This window comes from Rummeliibacillus sp. POC4 (assembly GCF_003576525.1).
Classification (GTDB): domain Bacteria; phylum Bacillota; class Bacilli; order Bacillales_A; family Planococcaceae; genus Rummeliibacillus.
Map to the genome: position 1 here is coordinate 1 of NZ_QWUA01000053.1, position 19,970 is coordinate 19,970.

General features: G+C 35.3%; 15 protein-coding genes. All 15 read left to right on the top strand.

Features of this window, described 5'->3' with window-relative positions; translation table 11 throughout:
- The first annotated feature begins 136 nt into the window (after positions 1-136).
- The 15 genes from D1606_RS13200 (at position 137) to D1606_RS13270 (ending at position 19,780) form a co-directional block, all read left to right on the top strand.
- On the top strand, positions 137-1,327 hold the full coding sequence (locus tag D1606_RS13200) for a DUF4097 family beta strand repeat-containing protein (protein WP_119416486.1): 1,191 nt from the start codon (positions 137-139) through the stop codon (positions 1,325-1,327).
- 223 nt (positions 1,328-1,550) lie between these two features.
- Complete coding sequence (ftsE, locus tag D1606_RS13205) at positions 1,551-2,237, top strand: cell division ATP-binding protein FtsE (RefSeq protein WP_119416487.1); 687 nt, start codon at positions 1,551-1,553, stop codon at positions 2,235-2,237.
- Positions 2,227-3,111 carry a permease-like cell division protein FtsX gene (gene ftsX, locus D1606_RS13210; protein ID WP_119416488.1) on the top strand — a complete coding sequence of 295 codons (885 nt, stop codon included), beginning with the start codon at positions 2,227-2,229 and terminating at the stop codon, positions 3,109-3,111. Before ftsE ends, ftsX begins: the two co-directional genes overlap by 11 nt.
- 97 nt (positions 3,112-3,208) lie before the next feature.
- On the top strand, positions 3,209-4,501 hold the full coding sequence (locus D1606_RS13215) for a murein hydrolase activator EnvC family protein (protein WP_119416489.1): 1,293 nt from the start codon (positions 3,209-3,211) through the stop codon (positions 4,499-4,501).
- Positions 4,502-4,698: 197 nt separating this feature from the next.
- Positions 4,699-5,331, top strand: coding sequence for a hypothetical protein (locus D1606_RS13220; RefSeq protein WP_119416490.1), 633 nt, complete (start codon positions 4,699-4,701; stop codon positions 5,329-5,331).
- Positions 5,328-5,903, top strand: coding sequence for a TlpA disulfide reductase family protein (locus D1606_RS13225; RefSeq protein ID WP_233548109.1), 576 nt, complete (start codon positions 5,328-5,330; stop codon positions 5,901-5,903). The genes D1606_RS13220 and D1606_RS13225 overlap by 4 nt, the downstream gene beginning before the upstream one ends.
- Positions 5,904-5,983: 80 nt before the next feature.
- On the top strand, positions 5,984-7,417 hold the full coding sequence (locus tag D1606_RS13230; protein WP_119416491.1) for a S41 family peptidase: 1,434 nt from the start codon (positions 5,984-5,986) through the stop codon (positions 7,415-7,417).
- Positions 7,418-7,525: 108 nt separating this feature from the next.
- The gene (locus D1606_RS13235) at positions 7,526-8,695 is read left to right on the top strand and encodes a PDZ domain-containing protein (RefSeq protein ID WP_119416492.1); all 1,170 of its coding nucleotides are present in this window, start codon (positions 7,526-7,528) and stop codon (positions 8,693-8,695) included.
- Positions 8,696-8,706: 11 nt separating this feature from the next.
- Positions 8,707-8,937, top strand: a complete 231-nt coding sequence (locus D1606_RS13240) for a CsbA family protein (RefSeq protein WP_119416493.1) — start codon at positions 8,707-8,709, stop codon at positions 8,935-8,937.
- Between the two features lie 354 nt (positions 8,938-9,291).
- Positions 9,292-9,921 (top strand): TVP38/TMEM64 family protein, encoded by a 630-nt coding sequence (locus D1606_RS13245; protein WP_119416494.1) that lies wholly within the window; start codon positions 9,292-9,294, stop codon positions 9,919-9,921.
- A gap of 54 nt (positions 9,922-9,975) precedes the next feature.
- Positions 9,976-13,482 carry a helicase-exonuclease AddAB subunit AddB gene (addB, locus tag D1606_RS13250; protein ID WP_119416495.1) on the top strand — a complete coding sequence of 1,169 codons (3,507 nt, stop codon included), beginning with the start codon at positions 9,976-9,978 and terminating at the stop codon, positions 13,480-13,482.
- Positions 13,466-17,128 (top strand): helicase-exonuclease AddAB subunit AddA, encoded by a 3,663-nt coding sequence (addA, locus tag D1606_RS13255; protein ID WP_119416496.1) that lies wholly within the window; start codon positions 13,466-13,468, stop codon positions 17,126-17,128. Before addB ends, addA begins: the two co-directional genes overlap by 17 nt.
- Before the next feature lie 12 nt (positions 17,129-17,140).
- A complete protein-coding gene (locus D1606_RS13260; RefSeq protein ID WP_233548111.1) occupies positions 17,141-18,334 on the top strand; it encodes a DUF418 domain-containing protein in 1,194 nt (397 codons plus the stop codon).
- 41 nt (positions 18,335-18,375) lie between these two features.
- Complete coding sequence (locus D1606_RS13265; protein WP_119416497.1) at positions 18,376-19,278, top strand: fumarylacetoacetate hydrolase family protein; 903 nt, start codon at positions 18,376-18,378, stop codon at positions 19,276-19,278.
- Between the two features lie 139 nt (positions 19,279-19,417).
- Positions 19,418-19,780 (top strand): YisL family protein, encoded by a 363-nt coding sequence (locus tag D1606_RS13270; RefSeq protein WP_119416498.1) that lies wholly within the window; start codon positions 19,418-19,420, stop codon positions 19,778-19,780.
- Positions 19,781-19,970: the final 190 nt, after the last annotated feature.

Sequence of the window (19,970 nt, forward strand, 5' to 3'; positions counted from 1 at the left end):
CATTACTTTTGATAACTCAAAACCATTAACGGAAGGCGCTCTAGCAGAGTTAGTAAAACAGGTTTCGCAGGATAATATGAAACTTTTTTCCAAGTGATTCGTAACTATAAGTAATACGAATAAGGAGGCCAGTAAAATGCAAGACGAACGTAAACGCATTTTAAATTTAGTTGAAAAAGGCACCATCACTGCTCAAGAAGCATTAGTATTATTAGAGAAACTGGAACAACCAGCAGCACAATCTGTGAATACTCAAAAGCAAAATACAACAACTGAACAATCTCAATTCGCAAATAGTCAATCTCAATCAGACTCATATACAAACGAAGAAGACTTTACAAAGCAACAAGACGAAAAATTTAAACAAAATCAATCTTCTAGAGTAGATGATACATTCTTTGAAGATTTGAAAAAGGATTTTACGCAATTCAGCACAAAATTTGTTGATCTGATGAATACAACTCTTTCAAAGGTAAAAGAATTTGATTTTGAGAAGACGTTTATGGATCCTACTACATTTGAAAAAGAAGAAATTATTGAAGTTTCGGATTTCAAAAATATTAGTATCGATATTCCAAATGGTAATATAGAGATTAAACCATCATTTGATGGAAAAGCAAAAGCTGTATATCAAGTAAAACCCTCCTTTGTAAAGTTAAATGACAATATTGAAAAAGAATTCGAAGGCCAATTTGTATGTAAAAATGATAATGGAACACTGCGTGTGATAAGTACGACAAAGAAAATTCGCGTTGACGTAACATTATATATTCCAGAAACTAAATATAGCCTGATATCAATTCACCAATTTAATGGTGGCTTTAGTATTCACAACATTAATCTTGATAAACTAAAAGTCAAAACGATGAATGGTGGCATTAGCTGTAAGTCTCTAAACTTTAGAAGACTCGATCTAGAAACTGCTAATGGAGCTATAGAGTTAAGAGAGGTTAAAGGCGACGAAGTAGAGGCAGAAACTGTAAACGGACGAATTTACATTGATGGAGAAATAACTGAAATTGAAGCAAACTCTGTGAATGGACACGTTGTTGTGACAACACGTTCTGACGATGCTAGAAGTATTAAAGCTCAAACTGTTGCAGGTACTGTAGAAATATATATTCCAAGTACAATTTCTTTACATGGTGAAGTTTCATCTAATTTGGGTAAAATGGATGTTCGCTTACCGGATGTTCAACGAATAAATGAACAAAGTCAATTTTTACAAAAAACCGTTCAATTCTCCAAAAATATTGATAGTCAATCATCATTAGCCATTGAAGGAGAAACGAAAACAGGTTCAGTGATTGTTCGATACAATCTATAAATCATAATACGTATAAAAGAGCGACTTAAAAGTGGTTTTTCACTTTTAAATCGCTCTTTTTTGCAGACTTTTTTCGCTCAATTACCGTAATATTATCTAAGTAATGACAAAATAATATATTTAATGATTTGAAATATTACTGTAATGGTAGACAAATTATTCAATGTTATAATAAGCTTACATAGAATTGGTTAAGTTTTACTATAAAATGGGTGGTCAAAAAATGATAGAAATGAAGAATGTCTATAAGAAGTACCCCAATGGCGTAGTTGCGGTCAATGGTATTAATATAAAAATTAAACAAGGTGAGTTTGTCTATATCGTTGGACCTAGTGGCGCAGGTAAATCGACATTTATTAAAATGATGTATCGTGAAGAAAAAGCCACTTCTGGGGAGATTATTGTCAATGGAATGAATCTTTCGAAATTAAAAAACAAAGAAGTTCCTCATTTAAGAAGGCAGATAGGTGTTGTCTTTCAAGATTTTAAACTATTACCGAGATTGAATGTATATGAAAACGTTGCATTTGCGTTAGAAGTAATTGAAGAAGACCCTTCAAAAATTCGTAAACGCGTAATGGATGTACTAGATTTAGTTGGTTTAAAGAAAAAAGTTAGAATGTTCCCTGATGAGTTGTCAGGTGGGGAGCAGCAACGTGTATCGATTGCTCGTTCAATTGTGAATGTACCAAAAGTAGTTATTGCGGATGAACCGACAGGTAACTTAGATCCAGAAACTTCTTGGGATATTATGAACCTGTTTGAAGAAATTAATGCACGCGGAACTACGATTATTATGGCAACGCATAATAGAGAAATTGTTAATAATATGCGTCGTCGAGTAATTGCTATTGAAGGCGGACTCATTGTTCGCGATGAACGTGGAGGTGACTACGGCTATGAAGGCTAGAACTTTAGGTCGTCACTTCAGAGAAAGTATAAAGTCGGTTGGAAGAAACGGATGGATGACGTTTGCTTCAGTAAGTGCAGTAACAGTCACATTATTATTGGTTGGCGTATTTATGGTGATTATGATGAATTTAAATAAGGTAGCCAATGATTTAGAAAATGATGTCGAAATTAAAGTCCTTATCGACCTTAAAGCAGATGAAAAAGCTGAAGCAACTTTACAACAGCAAATAAAAGACATGCCTGGTGTCGAATCGATGAAATATTCATCTAAAGAACATGAATTAAATGGATTGGTCAAAGATTTTGGTGAAGATTTAAGTCTCTTCAAACAAAGTAATCCATTGCGAAATGTACTGTATGTAAAAGCCAAAAATCCTCAACAAACGGCAAAAGTTGCAAAACAAATTGATACATTAGATAACACGTATGAAGTGCTTTATGGGAAAGGCAAAATTGAAAAACTATTTAACTTCTTAAATATTAGTAGAAACGTAGGAATCGTATTAATAATTGCTTTACTTTTAACTGCAATGTTCTTAATCTCTAACACGATTAAGATTACTATTACAGCGAGAAGAAAAGAAATTGAGATTATGAAATTAGTAGGTGCAACAAACTGGTTTGTACGTATTCCATTTATTTTAGAAGGTATGTGGTTAGGTCTATTAGGATCAATTATTCCTATTTTAATTGTATCCATTTTATACACTCAAATTTACAATGCACTTGCACCAAAATTACAAGGTGAAATTTTCCAATTACTTAATTCGAAACCATTCATCTTTGAAGTAGATTTATTGATCTTATTAATGGGCGTTTTGATTGGTATATGGGGTAGTTTCATGTCCGTACGAAAATTCTTAAAAATTTAAAGTGAGATTTACAGAAACAGTTAATGAAAGCTTTTCACATTTAGTAATCAATCGTAGATGTGAGATAAAAATTTGATAGTGATAGGGGGTTCACCAGTTGAACAAAAAGTCGAGAAGTTTAACGAGCGCAATTGCCACAGCATTAGCAATAACATTGATAATTCCATCGGTTACAGCAAATGCAGAATCTATCGAGGATTTAAAAAGCCAACAACAGGAATTAAATAAAAAAGAATCGAAATTACAATCTACTATTCAAGAGAAATCAAAAAAGATTACTAAGAATGAATCAAAAATGGATCATATTATGGAGCAAATCTCAAAACTCGATAAAAAAATCCTCAAAACAGATCATAAGATTAAAAAAGCATTAGAGAAAATTGATAAGACCAATTCTGAGATTGATATTTTAAAAGATTCTATTAATGACTTAGAGCAAAAAATAGAGGAACGTGATCAGCTTCTTCTACAACGTGCAAGGGCAATTCAGGAACATGGTGGGGAAGTAAGTTATCTCGATGTAGTGTTGAAGGCTAAAAGTATTGGCGATTTTATCGATCGTGTATCTGCGGTTAACACTTTGTTAGAAGCAGACCGAATGATTTTACAAGAGCAACATGATGATAAAAACAAACTTGAAGAGCAAAAAGCAACTCTAGAAGAAAAATTACAAAAACAAGAAATGTATCGAGATGAACTGAATTCATTACGTCAAAGTTTAGATGAGAAGAAAAAGGATAAAGACCATCTAATTGATCAACTAGAGGCTGAGCAAGATCATTTAAAATCTGAGAAAAAGTTATTAGAAAAAGAATATTCGGAGGCGCTAAATATAAGTAAAAAAGTTCAAAAAGAGATAGAAAAAGAACAAGCGAGATTAGCAGAAGTTGCTCGTAAACAAGCGGAAGCTGCGAGCAAAAGTTCAAGTACTACAGCTGTTTCGAATTCAGGTGAAACGGGCAATATTCCTGAAGTAGCAAGTGGCACATGGACGAAGCCGACAAATGGTACACTAACATCTGGTTTTGGATGGCGTAATATCGGTGCGGGTCCCGAGTTTCACTATGGCGTGGATTTAGCCAATAAAATAGGAACACCGGTTGTTGCTGCTGCAGATGGTGTCGTCTTTAAAGCTAGTCCTTTGTCTACATATGGAAATGTTATTATGATCACACATTCGATTAACGGTCATACATTTACAACTGTGTATGCACATTTAAGTGGTTACAATTCAACAGTAGGACAATCCGTTAAAAAAGGACAAGTCATCGGCTATATGGGCAATACAGGACGATCATTTGGAAGCCATTTACACTTTGAAATTCACACTACAGCATGGCAAGGGCAAAGTGTTGGTGCTGTAAATCCGTTACGTTATATCTCTTTATAAAACGCTGAGCGATAAAACAAATTAAAAGGGGCTGTTCCATAAGTAGAAAACTTACGGGGCAGCCCTTCTTTCTAGAACAAAAATTAGCTTATATATGAAGTATTGCTACTTAGTTAGTCGAATGACAATAAATCAACATACTACGTGTGTCTCAAATGACTTTATAGACACACACTTTTTACTGGGAGGGATTAAAAGTGGAAATTACCGAGTGGTATACCATCAAAGCACTTTCACTACCATCTTCATGGATTGCATTTTTGAGTAGTATGCTGATTGTAGGGCTTCTATTATGGAAAGTATATAGAAAAGAAGTTGCATCCATTTATGCAGATGCTGTTCTTACGCTAATCCTCGTTTGGAAATTCAGTGTCATTGTCACAGATTTTTCGATAGTTATTAAGCATCCACTCACAATACTTTACTTTAATGGTGGTATGATTGGGTTTGTAATAGGTATGTTGTTTATGTTAGCCACACTTTGGAAAAAATTAAGAAGTAGGGGCATATTGGAGGAAGATTTACAAGCTTTGTTTTTGAGTAGTATACTTTGCCAAAGCTTTTATCAAATAATGATGGCTATTTTAAATGATGCATTTTTGTGGCAGAAAGGGTTAACAATCATTAGCTTTTCATGTTGGATTGTGATAGCATTTTGGAAAAGAAATGAAGGCATTATTTGGCATAGACAATTGCTGATTTTATTCTTCTTTTCACATATGTTGATCGCGTCATTACAGCCATTAGGTATTTGGCAATTATCAGTATTGGTGACATTACTATTCATCATATTTAGGATATTAGTGCAGCCTAGGAGGAACAAAAGTTGAAAAAGAAAATCTTTGCGTTGTTAGTAGTCGTTGTATTAATCGCGATTGCGTTAACGAATTTTATGAAATCTAAAATAGCTGATGATGAAAAAATAGATACTTCATCTACACAAGTTTCATCTACTGTAGAAAATGAAAGTGGGTTAAAAGTTGGTCAAACTGCACCCGACTTTACGCTAAAGACACTTGATGGGAAAGAAGCGAAGCTTTCTGATTATCGGGGGAAAAAAGTGATTTTAAATTTCTGGGCAACTTGGTGTCCACCATGTAAAGCGGAAATACCCCATATGGAAAAGTATTATAAAAAATCAGCAAAAGATGATAATGTAGAAATCCTTGCAGTGAATTTAAAAAAGTCAGATAAAGATGAGGATTATATTAAAGATTTTGTTAAATCATATGATATGACATATCCAGTATTATTGGATACAGATGGTGAACAACAAGAACAGTATCAAATTGTAACAATTCCAACAACTTACTTCATCGATACAAAAGGAAAAATACAAACAACGATTACCGGACCGATGGATCAAAAAAAGATGTCGGACATAATAGCTAACATAAAATAATAAAAAGCAGGCCACCATTTTCAAGTTTTAAATTTTGTCTTCTCCTCATACATTGAATAGATATGGGAGGGACGAGATTAATGAGAAAACGGTGGCTATTTTTATGCATGATTATTTTAGTCGGTATTGGTGTTTTAGGGTATTGGAAGTATCAGAAAACGGACAAGGCTGTACAAGCGGACCAAGATGTTTTTCAATCTGTAGAGGAAGCGTATGATTTAATCCGTAAACAGTCTGTTCATGAAACATCAGAAAAGCAACTGATTGAAGGTGCTATTAATGGAATGGCGGGATCGCTGAAAGATCCGTATAGTACTTACTATACGAAAGAAGAGGCGAAACTACATAGGGAGCAGTTGTCAGATGAACGAGTAGGAATTGGCGCAGAAATTACAGAAAGCCAAGGACGCTTTATCATCATATCTCCTATGAAGGATTCTCCAGCTGAAAAGGCTGGATTAAAATCGTACGATGAAATAGTTCAAGTTGATAAAGAACGTACAGACGGAAAGTCATTAACCGAATTACTAGCACTCATACGAGGTAAAGAAGGCACCGTTGTGAAAATAACGGTATACAGACCATCTGAGGAGCGCCATGTAGAACTAAATATTACAAGGGCAGCAATAACTCAAAAATCTGTTTCAAGTAAAGTCTTAGTTTCTGAAGGTAAGAATATTGGTTATATTTCTATTGCAATGTTTGGAGAAAAAACAGCAGAAGAATGGTATAAGAATACAGATGAACTTGTCAAACAAAATATTACCGCATTAATCATTGACGTTAGAAGTAATCCTGGAGGATATTTGAAGAGTGTAGCACAAATTATTGGTAGTTTAACAAAACCAAAAACGACATTTGCTTATATGGAAGATGCTGTTGGAAATCAGGAACCACTACAATTGGGAAAAAAGGATTTAGCATTTGAGTATGATGAGCAGTTGCAGAAATTACCGACTGTGTTACTTCAGGATGAAGGAAGTGCATCTGCAAGTGAAGTCTTAAGTGGAGCGTTAAAAGAGTTAAGCCGTGCAACGATAATTGGTGATAAAAGCTTTGGTAAAGGTACAGTTCAAGGAACGTGGCCTTTATCAAATGGTGGAGAACTAAAGCTTTCTACACATAAATGGTTAACGCCGAAGCGTGAATGGATTCACGGTAAAGGGATTAAGCCGACAATAGAAGTAGAACAAGATGCCCTATATCATATAAATCTACCACCAATTACAGGTAACTTTAAAGAAGGAGATTTCGCTGAAAGTATCCAATACGTACAACAAGTACTAAAAGCACAAGGATATTCAATCAATAGAGTAGATGGTTATTTTGATAGAACCACTGCTGAGGCAGTTAAAGAATATAGTAAGAAACATAATTTAAATAATAATAAAATAATGGATGAGGAATTCCTATTTGCTTTACGTCAAGAAGTGGTAAAATATAGGGAGAAATTAGAAAATGATTTACAATTACAGATGGCTATTAGCTATTTGAGCCACAAAATTAGTAATTAATGAAACTATTTGAAAGTTAGTTCCGAAAATGTTTCGTTTTCAAACGGTCGTTTGGTACAATGAAAAGACAATCATATGTAGCAAAAGTTAGAAAGGTGATGCGAAGTTATGTTTTTAGATATTGTCATAGAATTAGTAAAAGGCATCGGCCGTTTCTTTTTAAACCCATTATTGTATGTTGCTATTATATTTTCGATATTAATAGGATATCGTCGTGTAAAAGAGGAAAGAAAATCATTTAATATACGGATCTTTTGGGGCTGGTCTGAAACAATTTTAATGTTCAAAGAAGGCTGGCTACTAGGGCTGATTATCTCGGTCATTAGTGTTGCTATTGGATTAGTAGTACCGATTCAATTTATCGTTTTAAGTGCTGCTGTAGGTGTGTTGTGTTTAATTACGTTTTATTACCACTTAGCATCTGCAGCATATCCTTTAGGGATTGCATTTATCATAATGTGGTATACATATATTTCGGATCACTCATGGCATTTTTTCAATTGGGATATTATGAGTACATCAATGCATGTTGGTATGCTAGTGTCGATTCCAAGTATCATTGGTCTTTTACTTATTGCAGAAGGATATTTAATCGCAAAAAATGCGTCCAAAATTGCATCTCCGAAAATATTAAAAACGGAGAGAGGATTACCCTCAGCTATTTATTTGGCTAAGCGTTTATGGATTCTTCCGGTATTTTTTGTGTTACCAGGTGGGACAATTCAAGAATATATTCCATATTGGCCTCAAGTTACATTAGGCAGTGAATCATTTTCATTCATTCTTGTACCATTAGTAGTTGGGTTCCAACAACGTTCTCGTAAATTACTTCCGGTACATTTTTATCCGCAATTAGGAAAAACAGTTCAAATTTTAGGCGTGATTGTTTTAATCGAAGCTATTATTGCTAATTTCTTCCCTATTATGGGGATTGCAGCTGTAAGTGTTGCTGTAGTCGGAAGAGCATTAGTATCTATTATCTATTCACTAAGTGAACGTCATGGTGGTTATGCTGTGATGCCACAAGATTCTGGTGTCATGGTAGCTGGTGTGTTACCGGATTCTCCTGCAGAGGCGATGGGCATTCAAGTCGGTGAATGTATTCGCAAAGTAAATGGTATTCCTGTAAAAACGGAAGAAGAACTTTATGAAGCGTTGCAAGTGAATGCCGCGCATTGTCGATTAGAAGTACTTGATCAAGATGGAGAGGTTCGCTTAAGACAGCACGTCATTTATCGTCATGATCATTTTAGAATTGGCTTGCTCGTTGTACGATAGGGAGTGAAGAAATGTCGGTAACAAAGTTTTTAATGGCATTGATATTACCAGGACTATTAGTTGTATTATTCACGCGAATAACGTTCAAACAATATGTTGGTCTAGCTCTTTCAGTTGCACTAATCGCTGCTTCAATCTATGCAGGATATACGCATCCACCTGTTTTATATGTAATCGATGCGATTTCCTTAACAATTGGTTTTTGGTATTCAAACAGAATGATGAATCAGCATAAAAACTAAATAAGAAAGAAGGGGTTGTCCCATAAGTAGAAAACTTATGGGACGACCCTTTCTTTCTTTTTCTCATGTCCAAATTAAATCCATGTCGTAATATTACTGTTCAAACACTAATGCTGGTTTCGCTAATTATTTACTCACCAAAGGTTAGAATGAAAAATTGACGGAAATTAAAAGTTTAAAACATCTAGAAATTATGCATCTATTGTATAATGAATTAAAAGAACTATCCTTAATATTTTTCCATGTAAGTTCTTCAAAAAAGGTCTGCTAATCGCAACTTATAAGAGTGCAAAGCGCTCCTAATAGAAGAATAAAATAGGTAGAAAATCTTAAATGTAAGATTTGAAGGAGGCAATGGGAGTGCCAGATTGGTTATCCATTGAAAATTTTCAGGCATTAGCACAACAATATCGCATAATGGGTACTCTATTAGCTATTGCTTTACCCTTTTTAGAAGCGTTTTTACCATTTTTGCCATTGGCAGCCTTTGTAGTTGCAAATGCTAGCGCATATGGCTTGTGGTGGGGTTTCTTGTTTTCGTGGGGTGGTGCAGTTTTAGGTGCATATTGTGTGTTTTTAGTCATCCGTAAATTTGGTAAAATGAAAGCTTTTCGTTTTTTTACAGAAAGACAAGGAGTACAAAAGTTAATACACTGGGTAGAATATCAAGGTTTTACGCCGTTATTTATATTACTTTGTTTTCCGTTTACTCCATCTGCTCTAGTAAATATTGTGGCAGGTTTATCGAATTTAAAGAAGAAGACTTATTTAGTTACGGTTATGCTTGCAAAATTAGTAATGATTTTCATCATTAGCTGGATTGGTTCAGACTTGAGCGCATTAATAACAAATCCAATTCGGACATGCCTAATTGTTGTTATTATCCTCTTATTATGGTGGGGAGGAAAACAGGTAGAAGCAAAGATGAATGAAAAAGTAGAAAAAAATATGCGTGAATATTCGAAAAAACACAACACAAAATAGAACAAATGTTCCTATTTTGTGGTATATTAGAGGTAAGTTAAAGGGGGTTTTTAAATGTCGCTGCGTGTTGTAACAGGGCGTTCAGGCACTGGTAAAACGACATATATTCAACAAGAGATAGTGAATGAGGTGAAAAAAAATCCACTTGGTTCACCAATTTTTTTGATAGTCCCAGACCAAATGTCATTTTCAGCTGAGTATGATATGACACATGATTATGATGTGAAGGGGTTAATAAGAGCACAGGTTACCACTTTTAAACGTTTAGCTTGGCGTGTTTTGCAAGAAACCGGTGGTATAAGCCGAAAAGAAGTCAATGGTTTTGGATACCGAATGCTTATTCGAAAATTATTAGAAAATCATAAAGAAGAATTCGCTTTGTTTCGCAAGGCTGCCGATAAGCGTGGATTTACCGCTGAAATGGAATCCTTATTAAAGGAATTTAGTCGATATAGTTTAGATAGTGCCGCGCTAGATCAATTAGAGAAAAGTTTCGAACAAGTAGATGCACCAAAAACATTAAGAGATAAAATCCATGATTTACATTTACTCGTTCAGGCGATTGAAGATGCTTTAGGGACTACATATATTGATAGTGAAGGGTATTACCCACTTTTAACGTCTCAATTAGTCGATTCAAAAATGATTCGCGAAGCGGATATATATATCGATGGTTTTACAGCTTTTACAACAAGAGAATTTGAATTGGTTCAAGAATTATTGAAAATAGCTCATCGCGTAACAGTCGTTTTACCAATGGAATCAGAAGCTGATGCTGATGACGAACAAGCTTTGTTTTACCAATCGGCTCGTACATGTTTGAGACTAAAAGATTTAGCTTTTGAAAATGGGATAGAAGTTGAACCTATCTACTACTGTAAAGAACAACGAAGATTTCATACAGCTGATTTACGACATATTGAGAGTCAATTTGAAGTGTTCCCGCCAGTTCCAAAAGAAAGTGACGGTAGTGTAGAAATCATTGAGGCTGCTAATCGACGAGCAGAGATCCATGCTGTTGCTCGAAAGATTAAAGAACTAACACAAAATGAGCATATGCGGTATCGCGATATCGCAATCATCTATCGTCAAGCTGATGTCTACGATCCTTTAATCGCTACAACTTTCCCACAATACGATATTCCTGTCTTTGTCAGTCAGAAAAAACCGATGCTTCATCATCCACTAATAGAGTTAAGTCGCTCTGCATTAGAAGTAATTCAGTCTGATTGGAAGTATGAACCTATTTTCCGGGCAATTAAAACAGATTTGTTTTTCCCTCGCACATCCGATATTCAAGTGTGGAGAGAAAGAGCAGATATATTGGAAAACTTTGTACTTGCACAAGGGATTTATGGTGATCGTTGGTTCGAAGAGAAACGATGGTTATATAAAAAGTACCGCGGTTTAGAATTATTCACGAAAAACCAAACAGATGAAGAACGTGCTTATCAACAAGAAATCGAAGCCGTTCGTGGGAAAATCCGTGAACCTTTAAAAGCATTTGAAGAACAACTAAAAGAAGCAACAACAGGTCGAGAAATTATTGCAGCTTTATATAACTTTATCGAAGGTCTTGAAGTCTATGATAAGCTACAAGCACTAAAAGACCATGAAATAGAGAAAGGTCTTTTACTAGAAGCGAGTGAACATGAACAAGCTTGGAATCATTGGGTCGAGATTTTAGATCAGTTTGTGATGTTATTCGGAGATCAACCAATGACGCTGGAAGAAGTATATGAAATATTAGATGAAGGATTTGATACGTTAGAGTTTTCTCGTATTCCACCATCTCTAGATCAAGTCACTGTCGCTAATGCGGATATTGCTCGTTTATCAAAGATGAAGGCGGTATTTGTTATAGGCGTCAATGAAGGCGTTTATCCGAAACGAATAGACTACGAAGGTCTGCTAGCAGATAACGAACGTGAATGGTTCTTACAAACGGGTTACGAAATTGCACCGACTTCAAAAGCAAGATTGTTAGAAGAAGAATTTATTGCTTATCATGTTTTTACAATGCAATCAGATCGACTTATTGTCTCCTATGCAATAGCAGATGAGGAAAGTAAAGCACTATTACCGTCTCTTTATATTAATCGTTTAGAAGAACAGTTAGTCGATATTAAGAAGACAATCGCATTAGTCGATCCAAGTGAATCTACAGAAGAGCAAAGTGCACTTACTTATATAATGCATCCAAGTACTTCTTTAGCTTATTTGATGAAGCAACTTCGTTTACATCAAGAAGACGGGGAAATAGCCCCTGAATGGCTTGCGTTGAAACGCTATTATGAAGAAGATCCATATTGGAAGACTGTTTTAGAACGATTAATGCGACCTTTAACAACACCAAATACGGCAGAAAAGTTAACACCAGAAAATACAGAAGCATTGTATGGATCCACACTAAATTCCAGTGTATCACGAATAGAAAAATTCTATCGATGTCCGTTCGCCCATTTTTCTACATATGGTTTACATTTAGAAGAAAGAGCGGTATATCGCTTAGAAACGCCAACGATTGGGGATTTATTTCATGCTGCATTGAAATGGATTGCAGAAGAAACAGATCGTATGAAATTAACATGGGCACAACTATCGACCGAACAATGTGCAATATTGGCTAAAAAAGCAGTTGAGGAAATATCGCCACTGCTTTACCATCAAATTTTACTAAGTACCGCCCGTTATCGTTATATTGCTCGTAAATTAACATTTATTGTACAAAGAACATTACAATCACTTAGCCAACACGCAAGAGTTTCAGGGTTTAAGCCGATTGCACTTGAAGCTGCATTCGGACCAAATGAGCCGCTTCCACCACTTATTATTGAATTGAATAATCATAAGAAAATGCAAATGCGTGGGCGAATAGATAGAGTGGATGCGACAACAGTCAATGGTAAGCCTTATATCCGTGTAGTTGACTATAAATCTTCTCCGCATAAGTTAGATTTAAATGATGTCTATTATGGTTTATCACTACAAATGTTGACGTATTTAGATGTTGCGATTACGAATTCGGACGAATGGCTCCCGATTCATGCAGAAGCTGGAGGGGTTTTGTATATTCATGTTCATAACCCTATGTTAAGCCCAAATATAAGCTTGACAGCAGACGAGGCAGAAAGTGAACGACTAAAAGATTTTAAAATGCGAGGATTATTATTGGATGACTATGATTCTATTATAGCGATGGATGATCAATTAACAACGAAGAGTGGTCATTCTCAAGTAGTGCCTGTTTACATGAAAAAGGATGGTAGCACTTCACCAAGTCAATCATCTATTATTGCTCCCAATGATATGAAAACATTGCAACACTTTGTTCGAAACAAACACCGAAAAGCTGGAGAAGAAATTTTAGAGGGACATACAGATATTAGCCCATTTAGAATGAAACAGCGCACAGCATGTGAGTTTTGTTCATATAAGAGTGTCTGTCAATTTGATACAACGGACCCAGAACAACATTATCGTCAACTTTCCGTAGAGAAACCAGATGAAATTATTCAAAAAATACGTAAGGAAGGTGGACAAGATGAATCAAATTCCTAAGAAACCAGATGATGCAACTTGGACAGATGCCCAATGGAAAGCCATTTGGGCATCTGGACAAGATATACTCGTTTCAGCAGCAGCGGGATCAGGTAAAACAGCTGTTTTGATCAATCGTATGATTGAAAAAGTAATATCAACTACAAATCCAATAGATGTAGACCAATTATTAGTCGTAACATTTACAAATGCATCAGCTGCTGAAATGCGTCATAGAATGGCAAATGCTTTGGAAAAGGAAATAAGTAAAAACCCACAATCCAAGCACTTACGTAGACAATTGAGTCTGATTAATAAAGCACAGATTTCAACCTTGCACTCATTTTGCTTAAATATTGTTCGTCAGTATGCCTATATGTTAGATATTGACCCTGGCTTTAGAATTGCTGATGATACAGAAGCAGCTTTGTTAAGAGATGATACTCTAGCAGAGGTGTTGGAGGCTGCGTATGACGGAGAAAATGCAGAAGCTATTTATCGTCTAGTAGATAGTTTTACATCTGATCGGGATGACCAAGCCATTGAAGTATTGCTTCAAAAGCTTTATGAGATGTCTAGAGTTAATCCAGAACCGATTAAATGGTTGCAATCACTACCTCAAAAATACGCAATTGCTGATGATGCGACGATTGATGATTTAGATATTACACCTCATATAAAAAAAGCAATTCTCCACAATATTGAAGGCGCAATTGGCTTAATAGAAGAAGTCCATCAACTTTCTCTACAACCAGATGGCCCATTTGCTTATGGAGAAACTGCACAAAAGGATTTAATCCTGTTTCAAGAAGCAAGAGGTTTTATAGTAGAGCGTAGTTGGAACGAAGCTTATCAATTTTTCCAATCTGTTAAACTAGATCGTGCAAAAGCTCAAAAAAAGGGAAGTTGCGATGAGGAATTATTAGAACTTGCTAAGTCAAAACGAAAACAAGCTAAAGAAATGTTTGAAGAACCCATCAATACCTTTTTCAAACGTTCACCAGAAAAACTATTAGAAGAAATTCGATTGATGAAACCAATAATCGAAACATTGGTAGAACTTGCGAGTCAATTTAGTGAGCAATATGGTAAGGCAAAAAATGAAAAAGGATTAGTTGATTTTTCTGATTTAGAACATTATGCGCTATCAATTTTAGCTGATGAAGTAGATGGAAAACTAGTACCATCCTCCGTAGCGATAGACTATCGTGAGCGTTTTAAAGAAGTTTTAGTTGATGAATATCAAGATACAAACCGTATACAAGAAACCATTTTGCAATTAGTCAAAAGTGGCGATGCATCGAATGGGAATATGTTTATGGTTGGAGATGTAAAGCAATCTATTTATCGTTTCCGTTTAGCTGAACCAACGCTATTTTTGCAAAAATATTTAACTTATAATGAGAATCCTACGAATACAGGATTACGTATTGATCTAAACGCGAACTTCCGCAGTCGACCAGAGGTACTTCATGGAACAAACTATGTATTCTCACAAGTGATGGGAAAAGAAGTTGGCGAAGTAGAATATGATGATGCAGCTTCTTTAAAACCAAAAGCTCCTTATGATGAAAAGAAAATGCCTCTTGAATTGGTGATTTTACACACATCAAAAGAAGACGATGAAAAAGATTTAGAGCAAGTGGAAGAAGAATTAAAAAAATCTCAGCAAGAAGCACGTTTTATCATAAAAGAAATAAAACGTATTATGGATTCTAATATGGTTGTCTATGATCCGTGGGAGAAAAAAGAAAGACCCGTTGAATATAGAGATTTTGTCATCTTAATGCGGTCTATGACATGGTCTGTTGATATGGTAGAAGAGTTTAAAATTGCGGGAATTCCACTCTATGCGGAAATTTCAACAGGGTATTTTGAAGCGCTTGAAGTAATGATCATGTTAAACACATTAAAAATTATCGATAATCCATATCAAGATATTCCTTTTGCATCTGTTTTACGAGCACCATTTGTTGGGTTAACTGAAAATGAGTTAGCTAGCATTCGATTAGCAGAGCCAAAAGCAGCTTTCTATGATGCGTTAAAGCAATTTGTTCGTAACGAGGGAGCAGGGCTAAAATCAGCCACTGCGGAGAAGCTACAACGATTCTTACTACAATTGGAGGATTGGCGTGATTTAGCTAGACGTGGTTCGTTAGCGGATTTAATATGGCGTGTTTACATGGATACGAATTATTATGAAATGGTCGGTGCAATGCCTAATGGGAAACAACGTCAAGCTAACCTACGAGCATTATATGACCGAGCAATTGCCTATGAAAAGACATCCTTCCGTGGATTGTTCCGTTTCTTACGATTTGTAGAGAGAATGCGATTACGTGGTGATGATTTAGGAGCAGCACGTGCGATTAGTGAAAAGGAAAATGTCGTTCGACTTATGACAATTCACTCATCAAAAGGTTTGGAATTCCCATATGTTTTTGTTGCAGGGCTTGGTAGAGAATTTAACAAAATGGATTTCCATTTACCATATTTATTTGACCAAGAATTTGGTTTAGCAGTAAAAATGATTGATCCTGAAAAACGTCTTCAATATAAATCTTTACCGTTTTTAGCAATGGTTGAAAAGAAAACATTAGAGATGAAGTCAGAAGAAATGCGTATCTTGTATGTTGCAATGACAAGAGCGAAAGAAAAATTATTTTTAGTAGGTTCGGTAAAAGATTGGGAAAAGACGAAAAAGAATTGGATGGAATCACAACGAATCTCTGGTGAGAAACTACCTGACTATCTTCGAGCAAAAGCAAAGAATTATTTAGACTGGATTGGACCAGCTTTTGCAAGACATCCTGATTTTGAAGGGCATGATGAAAATCATTCAGAATTATCTCATTGGAAATTAACCGTCATGGATACCGATGAACTTCAATCTGGAAGTGTTGAAGAAGTAACGGAAGAAGAGGAATTACAAGAGGAACAATCTGTAGATGATGCAATTCTAACTGAAATTCGTAAACGATTTGATACTCCGTATACTTTTGAAAATGCAATTACTAAGCGTTCAAAAACATCTGTCAGTGAGTTAAAAAGGATTCAACATTTAGAAGCACAAGAAGAACCTGAACTGTTCACTAAAGCTGCATCGAATCAGCAAAGAGTTGCGACAAGACCTGCTTTTTTACAACAGCGATCATTAACAGCAGCAGAAATTGGAACAGCGATGCATACTGTGATGCAACATATACCACAGGTTGGTTTGCATAACATAGAAGCAGTTCAACAATTTGTATCTACATTAGTAGAACGCCAACTATTGACGAAAGAAGAAGCAACTGCTGTACAAGCAACGAAAATCATTGCCTTTTTTGAAACGGAGATTGGTCGTCGTTTTATGGATGCTCAAAAAATATATCGAGAAATGCCATTTACGATTAGCTTAGATGACCGTGATGGTGATACGCAAATTGTGCAAGGTGTTGTTGACTGTTTACTTCAAGAACACAATGGAAATTGGATATTGCTTGATTATAAAACAGATAGAATTCAGCCAAATATGAAAACAATTGACGGCTTACGGAAAGAAATGATGAAACGATATGACGTTCAACTTTCATTATATAAAGAAGCGTTAGAAGAAATATTACAAATCGATATACATGAAAAAGTAATTTATGCTTTCGATGCAAAAAGGTCGGTTGTTTTGTAGGGGGAAATAGGATTGAATAGTACACCAACAACTAGTAAGCAAAGAATTGATACGTTAGATATTTTAAGAGGTGTTAGCTTACTAGGGATTTTACTAGTGAATATGTTTGCATTTAGTACACCAGCTCCTTATATCGATTTGAAAACATTTTTTTCAGTTCCAATCGATAAGGAATTTCAAAAGGGTCTGGATATTTTTGTACAAGGGAGTTTTTATCCTTTGTTTTCCATGCTTTTTGGCTATGGGCTTGCGATGCAATACGAAAAAGCTACTCGATTAGGCGATTCGTTTTATAAATTTGGTATAAAGAGACTCGTTGTTTTATTTGTTATAGGGATATTGCATGCCTTTTTAATCTGGTGGGGAGATATTCTGATGACTTATGCTTTTTGTGGATTAGTACTACTTACGCTCATTCGCTTAAAGCCGGGATTCTTATTGGCTATTGGGTTAATCTTTTATATGGGGATTAATGGGGTTTTAGCATTATTAACAGGATTAGCGTCAATCGCGGATCCTTCAAGTACGGAATCGTCTCAATTTATCGATATTCAATCGATGGAAAGTTCTTTAAAAGCATATGGTGCAGGTTCTTGGACAGATGCATTTATCCAACGTTTATCGGATTTATCTGTTCAATTTTCTCCATTTATGTGGTTGATGGCACTCTTTACTATTTTACCTTATATGCTTATTGGAGCAGCCGCTTCCAAATGGCAATTGATTGAAAAAGCAAAAGACAAATATATTTTATGGGGCATATTAGCAGTCATAATGATACCACTTGGCATCTATTTGAAGTCTCTACCATTTACACTGAATCGTAATTATTTTTTAGATTATGTACAAACTTATTTTGGCGGCCCAATATTAGCTATTGGTTATGCAAGTTTGATTGTCTTAATCTGTTGTATTCCTTATGCAACGAAGATATTAACTCCTATAGCAAAAGCCGGGCGAATGTCGATGACGGTGTATCTAACGCAATCTATTATTTGCACATTAATTTTTTATCATTTTGGTTTTGGCCTTTACGGTAAAGTAGGAGTAGATACAGCAACATTTTTGGCTGTTGGTATATATGCGATACAACTTGTCTTTGCATCACTTTGGTTTCTATTTTTTAAGCAAGGACCGATTGAAGCAGTATGGAAAAGAATAACTTATGGAAAATATATGCCGAAAAAAGAGGAAAAAAGTGTGTAAATGTTGTATTATGGTAAAAAAAGAAGGAGTGCAGAATATTCATGAAAATTTTATCATTTCGTTATAACGACATTTTAAGTTTTGGTCCAAAGGTCAAAAAAGAAGAAGCTGTTTGGGATGTATTAGCAATTCAAGAATCGCTTCAAGTGCTCCCTTCTTATGCAAAAACCATTGTAGAAGGTATGACAAATGGCTATGAGTTTGTTGAGCAAACTCGAAAACTAGTAAGAGCAGCACAAGAGTTAGAGGATACATCACAATTCAAACGCGACTTCAAAGAAATTGAATGGTTAGCACCAATACCACGTACAACTAAAAATATTATTTGTATCGGTAAAAACTATGATGAGCATGCAAAAGAAATGGGTTCAGAGCACGCACCTGAAGATATTATGGTCTTCACTAAAGCTCCAACAGCCATCGCTGCGGATGAACAAACATTATCTGTTCATGCTGATGTGACTTCACAATTAGATTATGAAGGGGAACTTGCTGTTGTCATTGCGAAAAAAGGCAAGAACATTCCTAAAAATTTAGCATTTGACTATGTATTTGGTTACACAATTGCTAATGATATTACTGCACGTGATTTACAATCAAAACATAAACAATTCTTCTTAGGTAAAAGTTTAGATGGTTCATGCCCAATGGGACCATACTTAGTAACAAAAGATGAAATTCCAAATCCTCAAAATTTAACAGTTGTGACAAAAGTAAATGATGAAGTTCGTCAAAATGGAACAACGAGAGATATGATGCATTCCGTAGAGGATTTAATCGTTGATATTTCTAGACTAGTTACGTTAGAACCAGGCGATGTGATTCTTACTGGAACTCCAGCTGGTGTAGGTCTAGGTATGAATCCACCTCAATACCTTAAATCTGGCGACGTTGTCAAAGTATCTATCGAAGGAATTGGTACTTTAGTAAATCGCTTTGAGTAAGTAATTTGCTAGAATATAGCCATCACTTTGACACAGACCGATGGAAAGTATCTTTCCATCGGTCTCTTATATTTGTATAGTTACTACTGATTTGATAGGATAAATGTGACAATTAAAAAGTATATGGAGGATTTAGAAAATGATACACTTGCATTTAACTGCGATTGTAATCGCAATCATCCTTTTCCTTGTATCTGCCATGATGCATGCAGGATCTAAAGGTCAAAAAGTTACTCATATGATTTTACGCGTATTCTACATTTTGATCCTTATTTCAGGTGGATATGTATTTAGTTTACAAATGGCTGGTAATCTAGCTATGGAATATGGCTTAAAACTAGTGGGTGGACTTCTAGTAATTAGTATGATGGAAATTGTTTTAATGCGTAAAGAAAAAGAAAAATCTACTGGTGTTCTTTGGATTATATTTATTCTTGTTCTTGCATTCACTGTTTACATGGGCTATCGCCTACCACTAGGATTTCTACACGCAGGTTTTTAAGAATTAAATAGCAGAAAGACTTCGCATCCTAACTATGTTGGGATGTTTTTTTATAGTCAAAGAAAGATTTGCGGGGAATGGCTGGCTTTATTTCTATTTTGGGAGGTTTTATTACTTTTTTAAGATTCTTTATTTCCAATTTTGATGAGTTTATTTCTATTTTAGGATGTTTTATTTCCTTTAGAGCTTT